The sequence below is a fragment of the Paraburkholderia sediminicola genome (genome assembly GCF_046027825.1).
GTDB classification, from domain to species: Bacteria; Pseudomonadota; Gammaproteobacteria; order Burkholderiales; family Burkholderiaceae; genus Paraburkholderia; species Paraburkholderia sediminicola_D.
Genome location: NZ_JAQQDU010000061.1, coordinates 1 through 14,862, shown reverse-complemented (window position 1 = coordinate 14,862; position 14,862 = coordinate 1). Strand labels below are relative to the sequence as shown.

Here is a 14,862-nt window from a genome sequence, read left to right as displayed (position 1 = left end):
GCAAAACGATGCCCACACTAGAGGTCTATCTCCCCGCCGGCCACGCGGAAGCGCGTAAAGCGCAACTGATTGCCGGTCTGACTCAAGCCACGGTCGCTGCGATCGGCGCACCGGCTGAATCGGTGCGGATTCTGCTGAGCGAATTGCCGCCGCACGATTTCGGCCTCGGCGGCAGGAGCCCAGCGGATCATGCCAGTAGCCGCGCATCGTTGCTGGTGATCGTCGCGATCCTGATTGCAGGCCGCACGCCCGCGCAAAAGACCGCGCTGATCGCCGCGCTCAGCGAAACGGGTGCTTCCCTGCTGGACACGCCGCTCGACGCCGCCCGCGTGATGATCAAGGACATTCCGAATACCGACTTCGGCATCGGCGGCCAGACCGCGAAGTCACTCGGGCGCTAGCGCCCCTTCCCCCCACGAGCGAACCCGCGAGTACGACGATGCCAAACGACACGCTTTCTCCCATGGCCGTATCACCCGCCACGCCGGCGGCGCCAGCGACCTCGCGGACACTGCGGCGGATCATCGTCGCCTCCGTACTCGGCAACGCGCTCGAGTGGTACGACTTCTTTCTGTACGGCACGGCGGCGGCCCTGATCTTCGGCCCGCTGTTCTTCCCGCTGCACGGCGACCCGCTGATGGGCACTCTCGCCGCCTTCGCGGGCTTCGCGATCGGCTTTCTGGCGCGGCCGCTGGGCGGCATCGTATTCGGCCATATCGGCGACCGGCATGGCCGCAAACGCGCGCTTGTCGTGACGCTGATGATGATGGGCGTGGCGACTTTCGGCATCGGTCTGTTGCCGACTTTCTCGCAGATCGGTTTCCTGGCGCCCACCGCGCTCGTCTGTTTGCGGGTCGTACAAGGCATCGCGTCCGGCGGAGAATGGGGCGGCGGCGTGCTGCTCATTAGCGAGAGCGCGCCCGCCAATCGTCGCGGCTATTACGCATCGTTCAGCCAGTTGGGGGTCGCAGGTGGCTTTGTGTTGTCTGCGGCCGCTTTTTATCTGGTACAGCGGCTGCCGGTGGAAAGTTTCATGTCGTGGGGTTGGCGCTTGCCGTTTCTCGCGAGCGTGCTGATCTTCGGTGTCGGTGTCTATATTCGCCGAAGTCTGCCTGAGAGCCGCGACTTCACCGCGGCCAAACCGAAGCACATGCCGGTGCTGACCGTGCTGCGCAATCACCCGAAGCAGGTGTTGCAGGCAATGGGCCTGCGTGTCGCCGAAAACGGCGGTACGTACATCTTCCTGTCGTTCGTGCTGGTGTATGGCAAGACGACCGGCGTGCCGATTTCAGTCATGCTCGGCGGCGTGATGATCGCCATGCTGCTCGAACTCGTCACGATCGTGCTGTGGGGCCGGCTATCGGATGTGATCGGACGCCGGCCGGTGTATATGATTGGCGCGCTTGGTCTCGTCGTGATCGCGTTTCCGGCGTTCTGGCTGATCGATACGCATGAACCGCTGCTCGTGTTCCTGTCGCTCGCACTAGGCTTACCCTTCTGCCACGGCGCGATGATCGGCACGCAGCCCGCGTTGATGGGCGAACTCTTTCCTACCGAGGTCCGCTATTCGGGCATGGCGCTAGGCCACGAAATTGCGTCGGTGTTTTCCGGTGGACTCGCGCCGCTAGTCGCGATCGCGCTGTATTCGAAGGTGCATGCGCCGTGGCCGGTCGCGTTGATGCTGATCGGTTTCGGCCTCATCACCGCGATCACGCTCGCGACCATTCCGAAGAACATCAACACGACGCATGATTGAGATGCGATCAGCGGCCAGGCGCGACTGCGAGTGGCAGCGTAAAGCTGCATTGGAGGCCGCCCTGCGGTGCCGGTTTGGCCCAGATCTCGCCACCGTGCCGCGTGACGATGTTTTTGCACAGCGACAAACCGATGCCATTGCCGCCCGCCTTCGACGACGAGAATCCGTCGAACAGCCGGCTATGCGCGTCGGCGGGCACGCCCGGGCCGTTATCGATGATCTGCACGAGCGCATGCTTGCCCCGCAGGCGGGTGACCAGGCGCAATTCGCCACGCCGTGTAGCGGAATTCGTGCATTCCGTCAGCGCTTCGATCGCATTGAACGCCAGATTCAGGACCACCTGGCCAATCAGCACACGCTCGCAATGCACCTGCAGTGGCTCGTTCGTCTGCTCGATCGTGACCGCCACACCCGCCTCTTTGGCACGCAATTCGATAAAGTACGCGACATCCGCGATGACGTCGCGCAAATCCGCGTGCGTCTCGCTCGGCTCACGCTTGACGATGTAATCGCGCACGCTCTTGATGATCACTGCCGCGTGCTCGGCCTGGCGATCGGCGCTGCGCAGGCCCCACAACGCGTCGTCGACGGAACCGGATTGTGTGAGCCGCCGGATCGCGCCTTCGATGAAATTGCGCACCGAGGCAAGCGGCTGACTCAACTCGTGCGCGATGGCCGTCGCCATTTCGCCCATCGCGTTGTAGCGCCCTGCGTATTCCAGCAGCCGCGCTTCGTTACGGCGCGCCTCTTCGACGGCGACTTCGTCCGTGATGTCGCGAAAGTGCAGCAGGCGGCCGTTGAGGTCGTCTTCGATCTCGATTCTTCTGCACGTGATGCGCAACCAGCCCGGCGTGCCGTCGCGGCGCGTGATGCGATAGCGCTGCGGCGCCGAAGGCTGGATGCGCGGTGCGCTGGCGAGTTGTTCAAGCAGGCGGTCGCGATCAGACTCGCTGCAATAGTCGAGCACATCGCCCATCGGTGCGCCCTCTTCCAGACCCAGCACGCGCCGGCCGGATTCGCTGACGAATTCCACGTCACCAGCGGGCGTCAGCACGGCGACGCCTTCACCGAGATCCTGCATAAACTCTCGCAACCGCGACTCATAGCGCCGCAGCGTCTGCTTGAGCGTGTCTTCAACGCTGATGTCGCGGAACTGCACCATCACCACCGCGCGCTCGCGCAGCGGCACGTAGGTGGCAATCGCCTCGGACAGCATATCGGCCCCCGTGCGCGAGCGGTAACACCACTCGTAGACCTGCGGGCCCTCGGTGATCGCACGGTCCATTGCGCCGACGCCGATCTCGCGCCGGTACTTCGGCACCGGGCGGGTCATGTCTTTCGCCTTCAGCGGCAGCAATTCTTCAAGCGTAAAACCGAGTGCCTCGCAGGCCGCGCGATTGGCCCACACGATCGCCTTCGTTTCGGCGTCGTGCAGCAGCAAGCACAGCGTCAGTGCGTCGAGCAGGCGGTGGAAGTCTTCTTCGGCGGGGAAATTCATCGGGCGAATCGGGAGAATCGGGAAAATCGGGCGAAAAAGTCGATCACGTATGGGAAAGAACATAACACCAGTCGGTGCGATGCGCGGCTGAAGATTTCTTTAGATACCCCCGGCGCGTTACCTAAACACGCATCCTGCGTCCCAATTGAAGCGTTCTTTTTGCATTTCTAGACTGGTCTCACCCTGCACGCATCGTCGCCTGCTTCATCGCCCGCTACCGAATCGTGCCTTGTGTTTCAGCCAATAACGAATCAAGGAGAAGCCCCGCCATGTCAGATACCGCCACCGACATTGCCGTCGCAGACGCCCGCCACGACGCCACGCGTTTGCCGCTCGCCGACGTCATCGTCGAAATCGCCGCACGGCGCGAAGAGTTCGATCGCCTGTCACATGTGCCGCGCGAAGTCATCGCCAAGCTCAAGCGCGCGGGCGTGTATCGCGCGGCGACGCCGCGGCGTTTCGGCGGCGACGCGCTCGCGCCTACCGCGTTCCTCGACATGATCGAACGCATCGCGGTAGCAGACGGGTCGGCGGCGTGGGTTGCGAGTTTCGGCTCGGCGAACGTGTATCTCGCTGCATTGCCTCTGGCAACCCAGGCGCACATCTACGCCGACGGTCCCGATCAGGTCTTTGCAGGCGGCCTCTTCCCCGTACAACCCGCGCAGCCTGCCGACGGCGGCTGGCGTGTGAACGGCACCTGGAAATTCGCGAGCGGCTGCAAGGGGGCGGATTGGCTCGGCGTGGGCATAAGCACGGGCGCCCCAGGTGTGCCCGGCAAACCTCGCACCGCCGTGTTCCGCCCGCACCAGGTCGAGATCGTCGAGAACTGGGACGTGGTCGGCATGCAAGGCACCGGCAGTCACGATCTGCGCGTGACCGATCAGTTCGTCGCCGACGACTGGACCTTCGTGCGCGGCGGCGAACCGTGCGTGGACGAACCGTTGTATCGCTACCCGACTATCGCCTACGCGGCGCAAGTACTGGCCGTGGTGAACCTCGGCCTCGCCCGCGCGGCGCTCGATGTCGCCAACCAGATGGCCGGCGGCCGCAAGACGACGACCGGCGCACCGCAACTCGCCGACCGCGCGTACTACCGGATCGAACTGGCCAAAGCCGAAGCGCAACTGCGCTCGGCCCGCGCGTTCTTCTATGACACCACCGACACCGTCTGGCAATCGATTCTCGCCGGCAACCCCGTCACGCCGGAGCAGGTCAGCCTGCTGCGCCTCGCCGCGACACAGATCGCCCGCGAGGGCGCCGACGTCGTGCACCGCGCTTACCGCCTCGGCGGCACGATGGCGATCTACCGCACGCATCCGTTGCAACGCCTGCTGCGCGACTCGATGGTGGTCACCCAGCATGCGTTCCTTGGCGAAGGCAACTTCGACGGCGCCGGTGCGGTGTTCGTCGGCGTGCCGCCGATTCCAGGCTACCTATAAGCCATTTTTGCATTTAACCTTCGAACGATTTCATGGAGAACCACACGATGTCCGATAACCAAACGCTACCCTTGCGCGTTCTGTTCTGCTGCGGCGTGACGCAGAATTTTTTCGACTTGCCGCGCGAGAAGATCGGCGAAGTCTGGCAGGCCTACGGCAAGATGCTGGCCGCGGTCGAATCGATGGACGGCGTCAGCGTGCTCGGCATCATGGACGATGACCGCCTCACCGTCGGCAATGCCGACAACTCGCCGTGGACCTTCTACATCATGGCCGACGTGCGCGACTTCGATACCGCCGTGGCGGTGTGCAATCTGTATCGCACCACACCGGTCGGCGAGTACAACCTGTGGCGCTACGGCAAGATCGAAGCGCGCGTCGGCCGTGCGCTGCAAGTGCCGCCGCAACATACCAACGCGGCTTGAGCATGCCGGAGCGTGACGCGATGAATGAGACCCCGGATACGCTTGCCATGTTGACGGAACGGCTCGCCGCGCTCGAAGCCGAATCCGCGGTGCGCCGCACGATGGCGCGCTACATGGCGCTGTGCGATGTGCCATCGGGCGCACTCGAAGGCGAAACGCTCGCGGCCCTCTTTTCCCCCGACGCGATCTGGGAAGGCATCGGCCCGCAGTACGCCAGCAAGTTCGGCCGCCTCGCCGGTCACGCGGAGATTCTCGCGATGCTCACGCGCTACTTGCCGCCGTCGCCGCATTTCGCGGTGAACGTACACTTCCTCACGTCGGAAACTATCGAGGTGCATGGCTCAACCGCGAAAGGACGCTGGATCATGCTGCAGGCGTCCGGCTACGTCGACGCGCAAGCGGAATTGATCTCGGCGCGCCTTGACGTGGATTTCGCGCCCGCCGGCAATGGCCGCGACTGGCTCATCACGCACTTTCGCACCGAGCGTCTTTTCGATGCACCCTGGCAGGTCAATGCGAGGAAACTGAATCCATGAACGAGTTTATCCAGACCTTGTCGCTAGGCGGCACGGGTCCGACCATCGCGATCAAAGACACGATCGATATCGCAGGCTACGCGACCACCGCAGCGAGCCGTGCGTTGGCGGACGCCCCCCCTGCCGTCCAGCATGCGGAAGTCGTGGAACGGTTGCTCGATGCCGACTGGCACATCGTCGGCAAGGCGAATATGCACGAACTGGCGTTCGGCATGACCGGCATCAACGACTACACCGGCACGCCGCAAAATCCGCAGGACGCCTCGCGGATTCCCGGTGGCTCGTCGAGCGGTTCGGCGGCAGCCGTTGGTTTGAAATTGGCCGATGCCGCGCTCGGCACGGACACCGGGGGGTCGATTCGCGGCCCCGCTGCGTGTTGCGGCGTGATCGGCTTGAAGCCGACTTACGGGCGTGTATCCCGGCGCGGCGTTGCACCGCGTAAATCGACGCTCGATTGTGTCGGGCCGTTCGCGCGCGACATGCGGATGATCGTCGCAGCAATGCAGGCGATCACTGCCGACTTCGACACGCGTGCAGCCCACACGCCACAAACGGGCGCATGGAACGTCGGTATCGTGCAGGTGGATGCAATGCCGGAAATCCTCAAAGCCATTACCCGCGCGGCAGGCCAAGCCGACTGCACCGCGCACACGATGGAACTCGCAGGCCTTGCCGCTGCCTTCGAAGCAGGACTCTCGATTATCAACGCCGAGACCTCTCATGCGTTTGGTCATCTGGTGGCAACCGGCAAGCTCGGGGCCGATCTCGACGCACGGCTGCGCGCCGCTGCGAAAACAACTGCGGCGCAATGCGAGGCGGCGGAGTCGGTACGACGGCAATTCACCGCAGCGGTCAATCATGCGCTCGAAAGCGTCGACGTATTGATTCTCCCCACACTGCCCGCATTGCCGATCACGCTCGACGAGGCGCGCGGGGGCACCTCGGTTATCGCCATGTCGTCGTTGATCCGGCCGTTCAATCTGAGCGGTCATCCGGCATTGAGTTTGCCCTTGCCGATCGACGGCTCACCGCTCAAAGCGGGTTTGCAGATTGTCGGTCGCAAAGATGCAGATGAACAGGTCTGCGCAATCGCAGCGCGCTTCGAAGCAGCCCTCGCCGGTTAAGGTGGGCAAGTACGGTGGGCAAATGCGCTTGCCCACCAGGCATGGCCGATGCACTCAGTCGTTGAACTATCCGCAAACAGACAACGCACGAAACCGGTATAAAAACGGAAGTTTTCTCACGGAGTAGAAGCAATGCAGAAAAGAGTCGTACTCGTCACCGGCGCCGCACGCGGTCTCGGCGCCGCGATTGCCACGCGCTTTCATGCAGCGGGCTATGCGGTGGCCATCGGCGACATCGCGTTCGATGCCGTACAAGCCCTCGCCCGCGACCTGAGCGCCGACGGTTCGAGCGCCTTCGCGCTGAATCTCGACGTCACCTCGAAAACTTCGTTCGAATCCGCACGCGATGCGATCCTGCAGCGCTGGGGCCGAGTCGACGCCTTGATCAACAATGCGGGCGCATCCAAAGTCGTACCCGTCATGGAGATCACCGCCGAGCAGTTCGATCAGGTGATAAACGTCAATCTGCGCAGCGTGCTGTTCGGCTGCCAGGTGTTCGGCCAGCATTTCGCCGATGCGGGCGCCGGCCGTATCGTCAACATCGCCTCGCTGGCGGGACAGAACGGCGGCTCGGCCACCGGCGCGCACTATGCAGCCGCCAAAGGCGGTGTCATCACGCTGACCAAGGTATTCGCGCGCGACCTCGGCGCAGCGGGTGTGACCGTCAACGCGATTTCGCCCGGGCCAATGGACCTGCCGATCGTGCACGAGAGCGTTGCAGCCGATAAGCTGAAGGCGGTCATCGCCAACATTCCGGCAGGACGTCTGGGCTCGGCGGATTATGTCGCCGATGTCGCGCTGATGCTGGCGGCGGAGAATGCTTACTTCGCGAACGGCGCGTGCTGGGATGTGAACGGCGGCTTGTTCATGCGCTAGGTGCATGACGCGTCCGTCGCAAGTTGAATTCGTGGAATTCGTCAACGCTAATGCTCGCGCAACGGTGGGGGGTGCCTCAACGAAGCCCACCGTTCTCGGACGCATCCTGATCCCACACCGCCATCACGTCGCGCACCAGCATCGCAATCGAGGCCGCGCCGAGCTTGTCCTTGATGCTCGCACGATGCACGTCGACGGTCTTCACGCTGATCGACAGATCAGAGGCGATACGCTTGCTGCCCTTGCCGTCGATCACACCACGTAGCACTTCTTTTTCGCGTGCCGTCAGTGACTCCAGACGCTTCTTCAACTCGCGCTGCTTCTGATTGGCGGCGTGACGTTGCATGGCGAGTTTCAACGCGCGCTGCACGCGGTCGAGCATCTGCTGCGAGTTATAGGGCTTCTCGACGAAATCGATCGCGCCGTTCTGCAAGGCGCGCACCGACATGGGAATGTCGCCGTGACCGCTGACGAAAATGATCGGCAGCGTCGCACCTTGACGGTTCAACTCCGCTTGCACGTCGAAACCGCTTTGCTCCGGCATCCGCACATCGAGCACGAGACAGGCGGGCACGCTGGGATCAAACGCATTCAGAAATTCATTTGCGCTGGCGAAGCCTGCCGACTTCACGCCGACCGATTCGAGCAGCCATGCAAGCGACGTACGCATGCCGTTGTCGTCGTCGACGATATAGACGATCGGTGCGAGCGACGGTGCGGATTGAGGCGGAAGGGACATGGAGTAAGCCGGCACGGTTCGGAGAAGGTGTGATTCGAAGCGTCTTGCCGGCTCATGATAACCAGAGGAAAAAGCGCTGCAAAGCGATAGTTACCCTGTGGCGCAGATTAATGTTCTTCATCGGCTCGCCGTTCAGACACGCATTGGGGAAAGCTTTAGACGGGTTGGGAAAGACGCCCTCATACTCACCGCTCGCGCGGATTTTTTTCCCTACGTGAATTGATTACGCTTGAATCCGGATCCAACCCGCGCCCTCAGGAACCCAGAACATGAAACCGAACCAGCAATCGACTCCCGTAGCCGACATCGACATGGCAGCAAAACAGCAATTCCGTCAGGCCATGGCGCATCTATCGGCGGCCGTGAATGTCATCACAACCGCCGGTCCGCACGGGCGCTGCGGCGTCACCGCGAGCGCGGTTTGCTCCGTCACCGATACGCCGCCCACCCTGCTCGTCTGTCTCAATCGCTCGAGCGCGATGCACGCCACCTTTGAACGCAACCGCTACGTTTGCATCAACGTGTTGCCCGGCGAGCACGAATCGCTCGCACGCCACTTCGCGGGCATGACGCAGGTGCCGATGGAAGAACGCTTTGGCTGGCCGATCTGGGATGACGGCACGCACGGCGTGCCGGTATTACGCGACGCACTTGCGAGTCTGCAAGGCGAGATCGTCGATCTGAAGGAAGTAGGCTCGCACTCGGTGATGTTCGTCAAAACCACCTGCATCAGCGTGCGCACTGACGGCGACGGGTTGATCTACTTCGATCGCAACTTCCATCGCATCAAGCGCTCGGCATCGCATTGAGCGTCACAGGCGTCATTGGGGGCGGCCGTCGCGCGCGGCCCGCTTAAACGACGCCCGCGCTATCGGTATCGAACTGAAACTGCGGCACGGCCGCGACGGCTTCGACGAAACAGTCGATCAGATAATCGCAGGCCGACGTATTCAACGCGTCACGCCGCGAGATGATGCCGACCGACACGCACGGCAATGTTTCACGCACCGGCACCGAAACGATCCGCTCGCGAATCCAGTCTGTTTCCAGAAAACTCCTCGGACAGCACGACAGCAGATTGCTATTCACCGACAGTGAAAAGCTCGCACTGAACGAGCTGCACTCCACGACTACATGCGGTGCGCTTGCCCCATGCCGTATGAAAAAATCCTGAAGCGACTGACCGATGCTTTCCGGCGTGGTGTTCAGCATCCAATCCGCGCCTTCCAGCTCCGCGATCGATTCCGCATGCGCCAACGGGTGCCCCTTACGCGCGGAGATAATCAACTCGCCTTCGAGCAATGAGCGGAACACGAATTCCGGCGCAAGCTTCTTTTCATCGACGATCGCGATCACAAAGTCGAGCGAACCATCGCGAAGCCGGGCCAACGCCGCGGTCAGAAAACCCTCCTGAACGGAGAGCCGCGTCTTTGGCATACGCTGCCGGAACGAGTGAATCGCGCGCGATAGAAACTTCAGCGACACCAGCGGTGTGACCGCACACGACACGGTCCCGCCCGCCTGACCGGACAGCTGGATCACATCGTCCTTCGCATGCTGCATCTCCGCGAGGATGAGCTTCGCACGCGCGCACACGGCCTGGCCGAACTGTGTGAGTTGAGCGCCGCGCGCGCTGCGTGACACCAACGGCACGCCCAACTCCTGTTCAAGCTCACGAATCGCCTTGGTCAACGCGGGCTGGGACAAACACACCGTCTTGGCCGCGGCACGAATGCTGCCATGCTGGGCAATCGCCACTAGAGCGCGCAACTGGTTGTATTTCACGGGTGGGCGGTCGGTTAAACGGTTAGAGAACGAGGGACCACGGTCGGCGTCAGGCGGAAGCTGACGGCTTGAATCGATGGTACACCGCGAGAAAAACCCCGGCCATGCTCCCAAATACCCATTGCCGCGCGGCCCCGGCAGCGCCAATCCCAGCCCAGCCGAGTGCGATAACCCAGCGTTATCACAATAAGAAAAAGCAAATTCAGAACGCTTTTTTGACTCCCTAGACTTTTCCTGTCGTCGTCATTGAAGGCGCTCCGCTCGATCAACGCGCTCTCGAACCGATCTTGAAGCGGTCTCGAACCGATACCGAAGCATCACGGATTGATTCACCTCCAGAGGAATCCCGTTCATGAAGTCACCTTCACTCAGTTCTACGTTGCACGATGCCAGTCAGAGCGCAAGGCATGGCGCTTCGACCCGCGGACTGATCGTCGCAACGACAATCGGCAACGCATTCGAATTCTTCGATCTCACCGTCTACAGTTTCTTTGCCGTGCTGCTCGGCAAGCTGTTCTTCCCGCTCGTTTCGTCGCAGCAGCAACTTTTACTCTCGGTCGGCACGTTCGGCATCGGCTTCATCGTGCGGCCGCTTGGCGGGGTACTGTTCGGGGTGCTGGCCGACCGCTTCGGCCGCATCGCCGCGATGAATCTCACGCTCGTGACGATGGCAGTCGGCACCGGCCTCATCGGCGTGATGCCCACATACGCCCAGATCGGCATCGCAGCGCCGCTCGCGATAGTCGCTGCGCGGCTGCTGCAAGGCTTTTCCGCCGGCGGCGAAGTCGGCGTCGCGACCACGCTGCTCGCGGAACGCTCCCCTTCCGCGCGACGCGGCTATATCACGAGCTGGCAGTTCGCGAGCCAGGGCGCGGCGGCGCTGGCGGGTTCGCTGGTGGGCTTCCTGCTGTCTCACTACCTCGACAAGGCCTCGCTTGAAGCCTGGGGATGGCGTATTCCGTTTCTTGCGGGCGTGCTGATCGCGCCCCTCGGGCTTTATCTGCGTTCGCGTCTAGGGGCCGAAGCGGATGCGCCGGCCAACGCTACACGCGATTCCACAGGTGTCCTGAAAACTGTTCTGCAACGCGATTGGCGCCTCGTCCTGGTCGCGCTTTTTCTAGTGGTCGGCGGCACGTCGGCGCATTTCATCGTGATCTATTACATGTCGACGTATGCGATCAAGGTGCTTCATCTGCCCATGGATGCCGCGCTCTGGTGCGGGATTCTCGCAGGCGCCGTGATGCTGGTGATGTCGCCGGTGGGGGGCATCTGGTCCGACACGTTCGGCCGCAAACGCGTCGCCTTCATCTCGCGCGTGCTTCTCACCGTGCTCATTCTGCCCGGCTTCTATCTGATCGAGCATTCGCCTTCGGTCAGCACCTTGTATCTCGTGGTCTGCGCACTCGCAGCGCTGCACTCCATCAACGCCGGCGCGAACGGAGCGATGCTGCCGGAGATGTTCCCACGCAGCACACGCGCAACAGGCCTTTCGCTTGCGTACGCAGCCGGCGTGTCTATCTTCGGCGGCTTTGCGCAATTCATCGTGACGTGGCTGATTCAGGCGACTGGGAATCCCGCCGCGCCCGCATGGTACGTGATCGTTTGTGGCGTGCTCTCGCTGGTCGCGCTGATATTCGTGGCCGACCGCACGCGTCAAGACATCTAGGCCGCCGCACACGCGTCATTCACTCTTCAACAGCACGAAACTCTCATGTCAGACACTCTTCATGCCGATGCACCGCTCGCCGCTGGCACCGAACTTTGCGACCTGTCCGCCCATACCTTGCTCGATCTGCAGCGCAAGCGGGAAGTGAGCGCCGTCGAAATTCTGAACGCGCACCTCTCACGCATCGAGGCCGTGAACCCGCAGGTCAACGCGCTGGTGACGATCGCCGACGTATCCACCTTGAAGAACCGTGCCGCCGAGATCGACACGCTATGGGCGCGCGACGTCTGGCAAGGTCCGTTGCATGGCTTGCCTGTCTCGCAGAAGGATCTGACCGCGACGCGCGGCGTGCGCACCACATTCGGCTCGAGAACGTTTGAGCATCACGTACCCCCGGACAGCGCGCTGATCGCGCGTCGCTGCGATGCCGCGGGTGCGTTGATGATCGGCAAATCGAACACCCCTGAATTCGGTGCCGGTTCGCACACGTTCAACGAGGTGTTTGGCGTGACACGCAATCCGTGGGACCTGAGTAAATCGGCCGGCGGCAGCAGCGGCGGCGCAGCGGCCTCCGTTGCCTGCGGAATGAATCCGCTCGCTTGCGGCAGCGACATGGGCGGTTCGCTGCGGAATCCGGCTGCGTGGAACGCGGTGGTCGGCTTGCGTCCGTCGCCAGGACGCGTACCGCGCGCGCCCGATTCGAACGGCTGGGCGACGCTCGGTGTAGATGGGCCAATGGCGCGCAATGTCGCCGACACCGCCTTACTGCTTAGCGCGATCTCCGGCCCCTCCGGCGAAACCGCGACCGAAATCAGCGAACCGGGTTCACGTTTCGCACAGCCGTTGCAACGCGATTTTCGCGGCACACGTATCGCCATGTCGGTCCAGCTCGCCGGTCTTGCGGTCAATCCCGAGATTCAGCGTGCCGTGCAGGCCCAGGCCGCCGTGTTCGAGGCAATGGGTTGCGAAGTGGAATTCGCCGACCCCGACCTCGGCGACGCGGAGGACGTGTTCCGCATGGAACGTGCGTGGATGATCGGCAGTCTGGTCGATCGGCTCGATGCAGATGCACGCGCCCAACTGAAGCCGGAAATCGAAGCGGAGTGCCGCTTGCATCGCTCGCTATCCGCTGCGGATCTGGGCGATATGTTCGTGCGCAAGACGGCTTTGTTCGAGCGCATGCGCCGTTTCATGGACAACCACGCGTATTACGTGCTGCCCGCCACGCAGATGCTGCCCTTCGATGCCGACTTGCGCTGGCCCACTGAATTCATGGGCGAGCGTTACGACTCGTACATCGACTGGATGCGGATCTGCTGGTACCTGTCCTCTACCGAATCGCCAGTGCTCGCGTTGCCGTGCGGCTTTAGCGCCTCCGGCTTGCCGATCGGTTTGCAGATCGCCGGACGCTTTCGCGACGACTGGGGCCTGCTGCAGTTCGGCCACGCCTATGAGACCGCCGCGGCACACGGCACCCAACGGCCGCCGATCCTCACCGGGCGCCGTTAAACACCCCTCACTTACTCCGAGGTTCTTCCAGTAGCCGGCTTCGCCGCCGGCTGCTTGCAGGCAAGCAACGCGTGGCTCGCGGGAGCGAACACGTCCGTCACTTTTCGCACTTTCTCTAACTTGGGCGTCAGACCACATGAAAAAAACGCTACTGGCAGTCAGCCTCGCCGCTACCTTTCCGGCAGTGGTACATGCACAGAGTGCCGTCACGCTATACGGCATTATCGATGAAGGTGTGAGTTATACGAGCAATGCAGCGACGGCCAACGCCAACGGCGGCGTGTCGGGCCACAGCGCGGTTCGCCTGCTGAGCGGCGTGATGCAACAAAGCCGCTGGGGCATGCGCGGTTCGGAAGATCTTGGCGGAGGCTTGAAAGCGATCTTCATGCTGGAGAACGGCTTCGACGCCAGCACCGGCAAGCTCGGCCAGGGGGGACTGCTGTTTGGCAAGAAGGCCTGGGTGGGCTTGTCGGGTCCGTTCGGCACGGTGACACTTGGCCGCCAGTACGACACGAACGTCGATATCCTTGGGCCGTTTGAAGTGGGTGATCAATGGGGCGGCTATATGGCGGCGCATCCTGGCGATCTCGACAACATCAACAACACGAATTCGACGAATAACGCGGTCAAGTTCACCAGCAACACCTATGGTGGTTTGACGGTGGAAGGCATGTACAGCCTCGGCGGCGTGGCGGGTGATTTTGCGCGCAACCGGATCTGGTCGGTATCGGCTGGGTATGTGAATGGACCGTTGGCACTTGGCGTGGGGTATCTCGATGTCGCCAATCCGAACACGTCGTTCTTCGGCAGTACGGGGAGTCCTGCGGCTACTGTGAATGGCGTGCCGGGCAGCAATATGGCGTCGCCGGTTTATTCGGGGTATGCGTCGGCGAAATCGCTGCATGTGATTGGTGCGGGGGCGTCCTATCTGTTCGGTGCGGCGACGTTCGGCGCGACTTATTCGAATACGAGTTTTCGCGATCTTGGGGATCTTTCTTCGGGGCCGAATCCGGCTGGTTTGAGCGGCAATGCTACGTTGAATAATGCGGAAGTGAACTTCAAGTATCAGATCACGCCTGATTTGCTGTGTGGGGTGGCGTATGACTATACGAAAGGGAGTTCGGTTAAGGGCATGACTGGGGCGACCTATCATCAGGTCGCTTCGGGGGTTGATTATTTTGTTTCCAAGCGGACTGATGTGTATTTGATTGGGGTTTATCAGAAGGCCTCTGGGACCAACTCAACGGGCGAGCAGGCCGTAGCTGCTATTAATGGGCCGTCTGCGTCGGCGGATGATAAGCAGGCTGTGGTTAGGGTTGGGCTGCGGCACAAGTTTTGATTCTGTTTTTGCCTGCGCGGCGCTTTGTTTGTGTGCCTATGGCGTTTGGCTTTGCCTGGTTTTTTGCCTGCGCGGCGCTTGTTGTCTGTATGCCTATGGCGTTGGCCTTTCCTTGATTAGATATTGGATTATTAGCGTCGCCCCTGTGCGGGGCAGGCACCTACTTTTCT

General features: G+C 62.1%; 14 protein-coding genes. 11 read left to right on the top strand and 3 right to left on the bottom strand.

The window, feature by feature from the left end; all coding sequences use genetic code 11:
* Nucleotides 1-8 precede the first annotated feature (8 nt).
* On the top strand, nucleotides 9-401 hold the full coding sequence (locus PQQ96_RS27950; protein ID WP_408298651.1) for a tautomerase family protein: 393 nt from the start codon (nucleotides 9-11) through the stop codon (nucleotides 399-401).
* Between the two features lie 38 nt (nucleotides 402-439).
* On the top strand, nucleotides 440-1,756 hold the full coding sequence (locus PQQ96_RS27945; RefSeq protein ID WP_408298649.1) for an MFS transporter: 1,317 nt from the start codon (nucleotides 440-442) through the stop codon (nucleotides 1,754-1,756).
* A gap of 7 nt (nucleotides 1,757-1,763) precedes the next feature.
* Here PQQ96_RS27945 and PQQ96_RS27940 read toward each other — a convergent pair whose 3' ends face one another.
* Nucleotides 1,764-3,254 carry an ATP-binding protein gene (locus tag PQQ96_RS27940; protein WP_408298647.1) on the bottom strand — a complete coding sequence of 497 codons (1,491 nt, stop codon included), beginning with the start codon at nucleotides 3,252-3,254 and terminating at the stop codon, nucleotides 1,764-1,766.
* A 269-nt stretch (nucleotides 3,255-3,523) separates the two neighbouring features.
* Here PQQ96_RS27940 and PQQ96_RS27935 point away from each other — a divergent pair, with 269 nt between their 5' ends.
* From PQQ96_RS27935 to PQQ96_RS27915, 5 genes are all read left to right on the top strand, one after another.
* Nucleotides 3,524-4,693 (top strand): acyl-CoA dehydrogenase family protein, encoded by a 1,170-nt coding sequence (locus PQQ96_RS27935; protein WP_408298645.1) that lies wholly within the window; start codon nucleotides 3,524-3,526, stop codon nucleotides 4,691-4,693.
* 47 nt (nucleotides 4,694-4,740) lie between these two features.
* The gene (locus tag PQQ96_RS27930) at nucleotides 4,741-5,118 is read left to right on the top strand and encodes a hypothetical protein (RefSeq protein ID WP_408298644.1); all 378 of its coding nucleotides are present in this window, start codon (nucleotides 4,741-4,743) and stop codon (nucleotides 5,116-5,118) included.
* Between the two features lie 20 nt (nucleotides 5,119-5,138).
* Entirely contained in the window at nucleotides 5,139-5,654 is a 516-nt protein-coding gene (locus tag PQQ96_RS27925) for a nuclear transport factor 2 family protein (protein WP_408298642.1), read from the top strand.
* The gene (locus PQQ96_RS27920; RefSeq protein ID WP_408298640.1) at nucleotides 5,651-6,778 is read left to right on the top strand and encodes an amidase; all 1,128 of its coding nucleotides are present in this window, start codon (nucleotides 5,651-5,653) and stop codon (nucleotides 6,776-6,778) included. The genes PQQ96_RS27925 and PQQ96_RS27920 overlap by 4 nt, the downstream gene beginning before the upstream one ends.
* Before the next feature lie 132 nt (nucleotides 6,779-6,910).
* Nucleotides 6,911-7,654 (top strand): SDR family NAD(P)-dependent oxidoreductase, encoded by a 744-nt coding sequence (locus tag PQQ96_RS27915; protein WP_408298638.1) that lies wholly within the window; start codon nucleotides 6,911-6,913, stop codon nucleotides 7,652-7,654.
* 76 nt (nucleotides 7,655-7,730) lie between these two features.
* Here PQQ96_RS27915 and PQQ96_RS27910 read toward each other — a convergent pair whose 3' ends face one another.
* Nucleotides 7,731-8,393 (bottom strand): response regulator transcription factor, encoded by a 663-nt coding sequence (locus PQQ96_RS27910; RefSeq protein WP_408298636.1) that lies wholly within the window; start codon nucleotides 8,391-8,393, stop codon nucleotides 7,731-7,733.
* A 269-nt stretch (nucleotides 8,394-8,662) separates the two neighbouring features.
* On the opposite strand from PQQ96_RS27910, the gene hpaC reads away from it, so the two are divergent.
* Nucleotides 8,663-9,202: a 4-hydroxyphenylacetate 3-monooxygenase, reductase component gene (gene hpaC / locus PQQ96_RS27905; protein WP_408298634.1), complete on the top strand. Its 540-nt coding sequence runs from the start codon at nucleotides 8,663-8,665 to the stop codon at nucleotides 9,200-9,202.
* A 43-nt stretch (nucleotides 9,203-9,245) separates the two neighbouring features.
* On the opposite strand, the gene PQQ96_RS27900 is transcribed toward hpaC, so the two are convergent.
* Entirely contained in the window at nucleotides 9,246-10,178 is a 933-nt protein-coding gene (locus PQQ96_RS27900; RefSeq protein WP_408298633.1) for a LysR substrate-binding domain-containing protein, read from the bottom strand.
* Nucleotides 10,179-10,530: 352 nt separating this feature from the next.
* Between PQQ96_RS27900 and PQQ96_RS27895 the strand changes: the two genes are divergently transcribed.
* The 3 genes from PQQ96_RS27895 (at nucleotide 10,531) to PQQ96_RS27885 (ending at nucleotide 14,692) form a co-directional block, all read left to right on the top strand.
* Complete coding sequence (locus tag PQQ96_RS27895; RefSeq protein ID WP_408298631.1) at nucleotides 10,531-11,844, top strand: MFS transporter; 1,314 nt, start codon at nucleotides 10,531-10,533, stop codon at nucleotides 11,842-11,844.
* Nucleotides 11,845-11,889: 45 nt separating this feature from the next.
* Nucleotides 11,890-13,353: an amidase family protein gene (locus tag PQQ96_RS27890; protein ID WP_408298629.1), complete on the top strand. Its 1,464-nt coding sequence runs from the start codon at nucleotides 11,890-11,892 to the stop codon at nucleotides 13,351-13,353.
* 136 nt (nucleotides 13,354-13,489) lie between these two features.
* A complete protein-coding gene (locus PQQ96_RS27885; protein ID WP_408298627.1) occupies nucleotides 13,490-14,692 on the top strand; it encodes a porin in 1,203 nt (400 codons plus the stop codon).
* Nucleotides 14,693-14,862: the final 170 nt, after the last annotated feature.

Coding starts and splice junctions, on each gene's coding strand:
- PQQ96_RS27925 (WP_408298642.1), top strand. CDS start 5,139: ATGAATGAGACCCCGGATACGCTTGCCATGTTGACGGAACGGCTCGCC.
- PQQ96_RS27915 (WP_408298638.1), top strand. CDS start 6,911: ATGCAGAAAAGAGTCGTACTCGTCACCGGCGCCGCACGCGGTCTCGGC.
- PQQ96_RS27895 (WP_408298631.1), top strand. CDS start 10,531: ATGAAGTCACCTTCACTCAGTTCTACGTTGCACGATGCCAGTCAGAGC.
- PQQ96_RS27935 (WP_408298645.1), top strand. CDS start 3,524: ATGTCAGATACCGCCACCGACATTGCCGTCGCAGACGCCCGCCACGAC.
- PQQ96_RS27940 (WP_408298647.1), bottom strand. CDS start 3,254: ATGAATTTCCCCGCCGAAGAAGACTTCCACCGCCTGCTCGACGCACTG.
- PQQ96_RS27890 (WP_408298629.1), top strand. CDS start 11,890: ATGTCAGACACTCTTCATGCCGATGCACCGCTCGCCGCTGGCACCGAA.
- PQQ96_RS27930 (WP_408298644.1), top strand. CDS start 4,741: ATGTCCGATAACCAAACGCTACCCTTGCGCGTTCTGTTCTGCTGCGGC.
- PQQ96_RS27910 (WP_408298636.1), bottom strand. CDS start 8,393: ATGTCCCTTCCGCCTCAATCCGCACCGTCGCTCGCACCGATCGTCTAT.
- PQQ96_RS27920 (WP_408298640.1), top strand. CDS start 5,651: ATGAACGAGTTTATCCAGACCTTGTCGCTAGGCGGCACGGGTCCGACC.
- PQQ96_RS27885 (WP_408298627.1), top strand. CDS start 13,490: ATGAAAAAAACGCTACTGGCAGTCAGCCTCGCCGCTACCTTTCCGGCA.
- PQQ96_RS27950 (WP_408298651.1), top strand. CDS start 9: ATGCCCACACTAGAGGTCTATCTCCCCGCCGGCCACGCGGAAGCGCGT.
- hpaC (WP_408298634.1), top strand. CDS start 8,663: ATGAAACCGAACCAGCAATCGACTCCCGTAGCCGACATCGACATGGCA.
- PQQ96_RS27945 (WP_408298649.1), top strand. CDS start 440: ATGCCAAACGACACGCTTTCTCCCATGGCCGTATCACCCGCCACGCCG.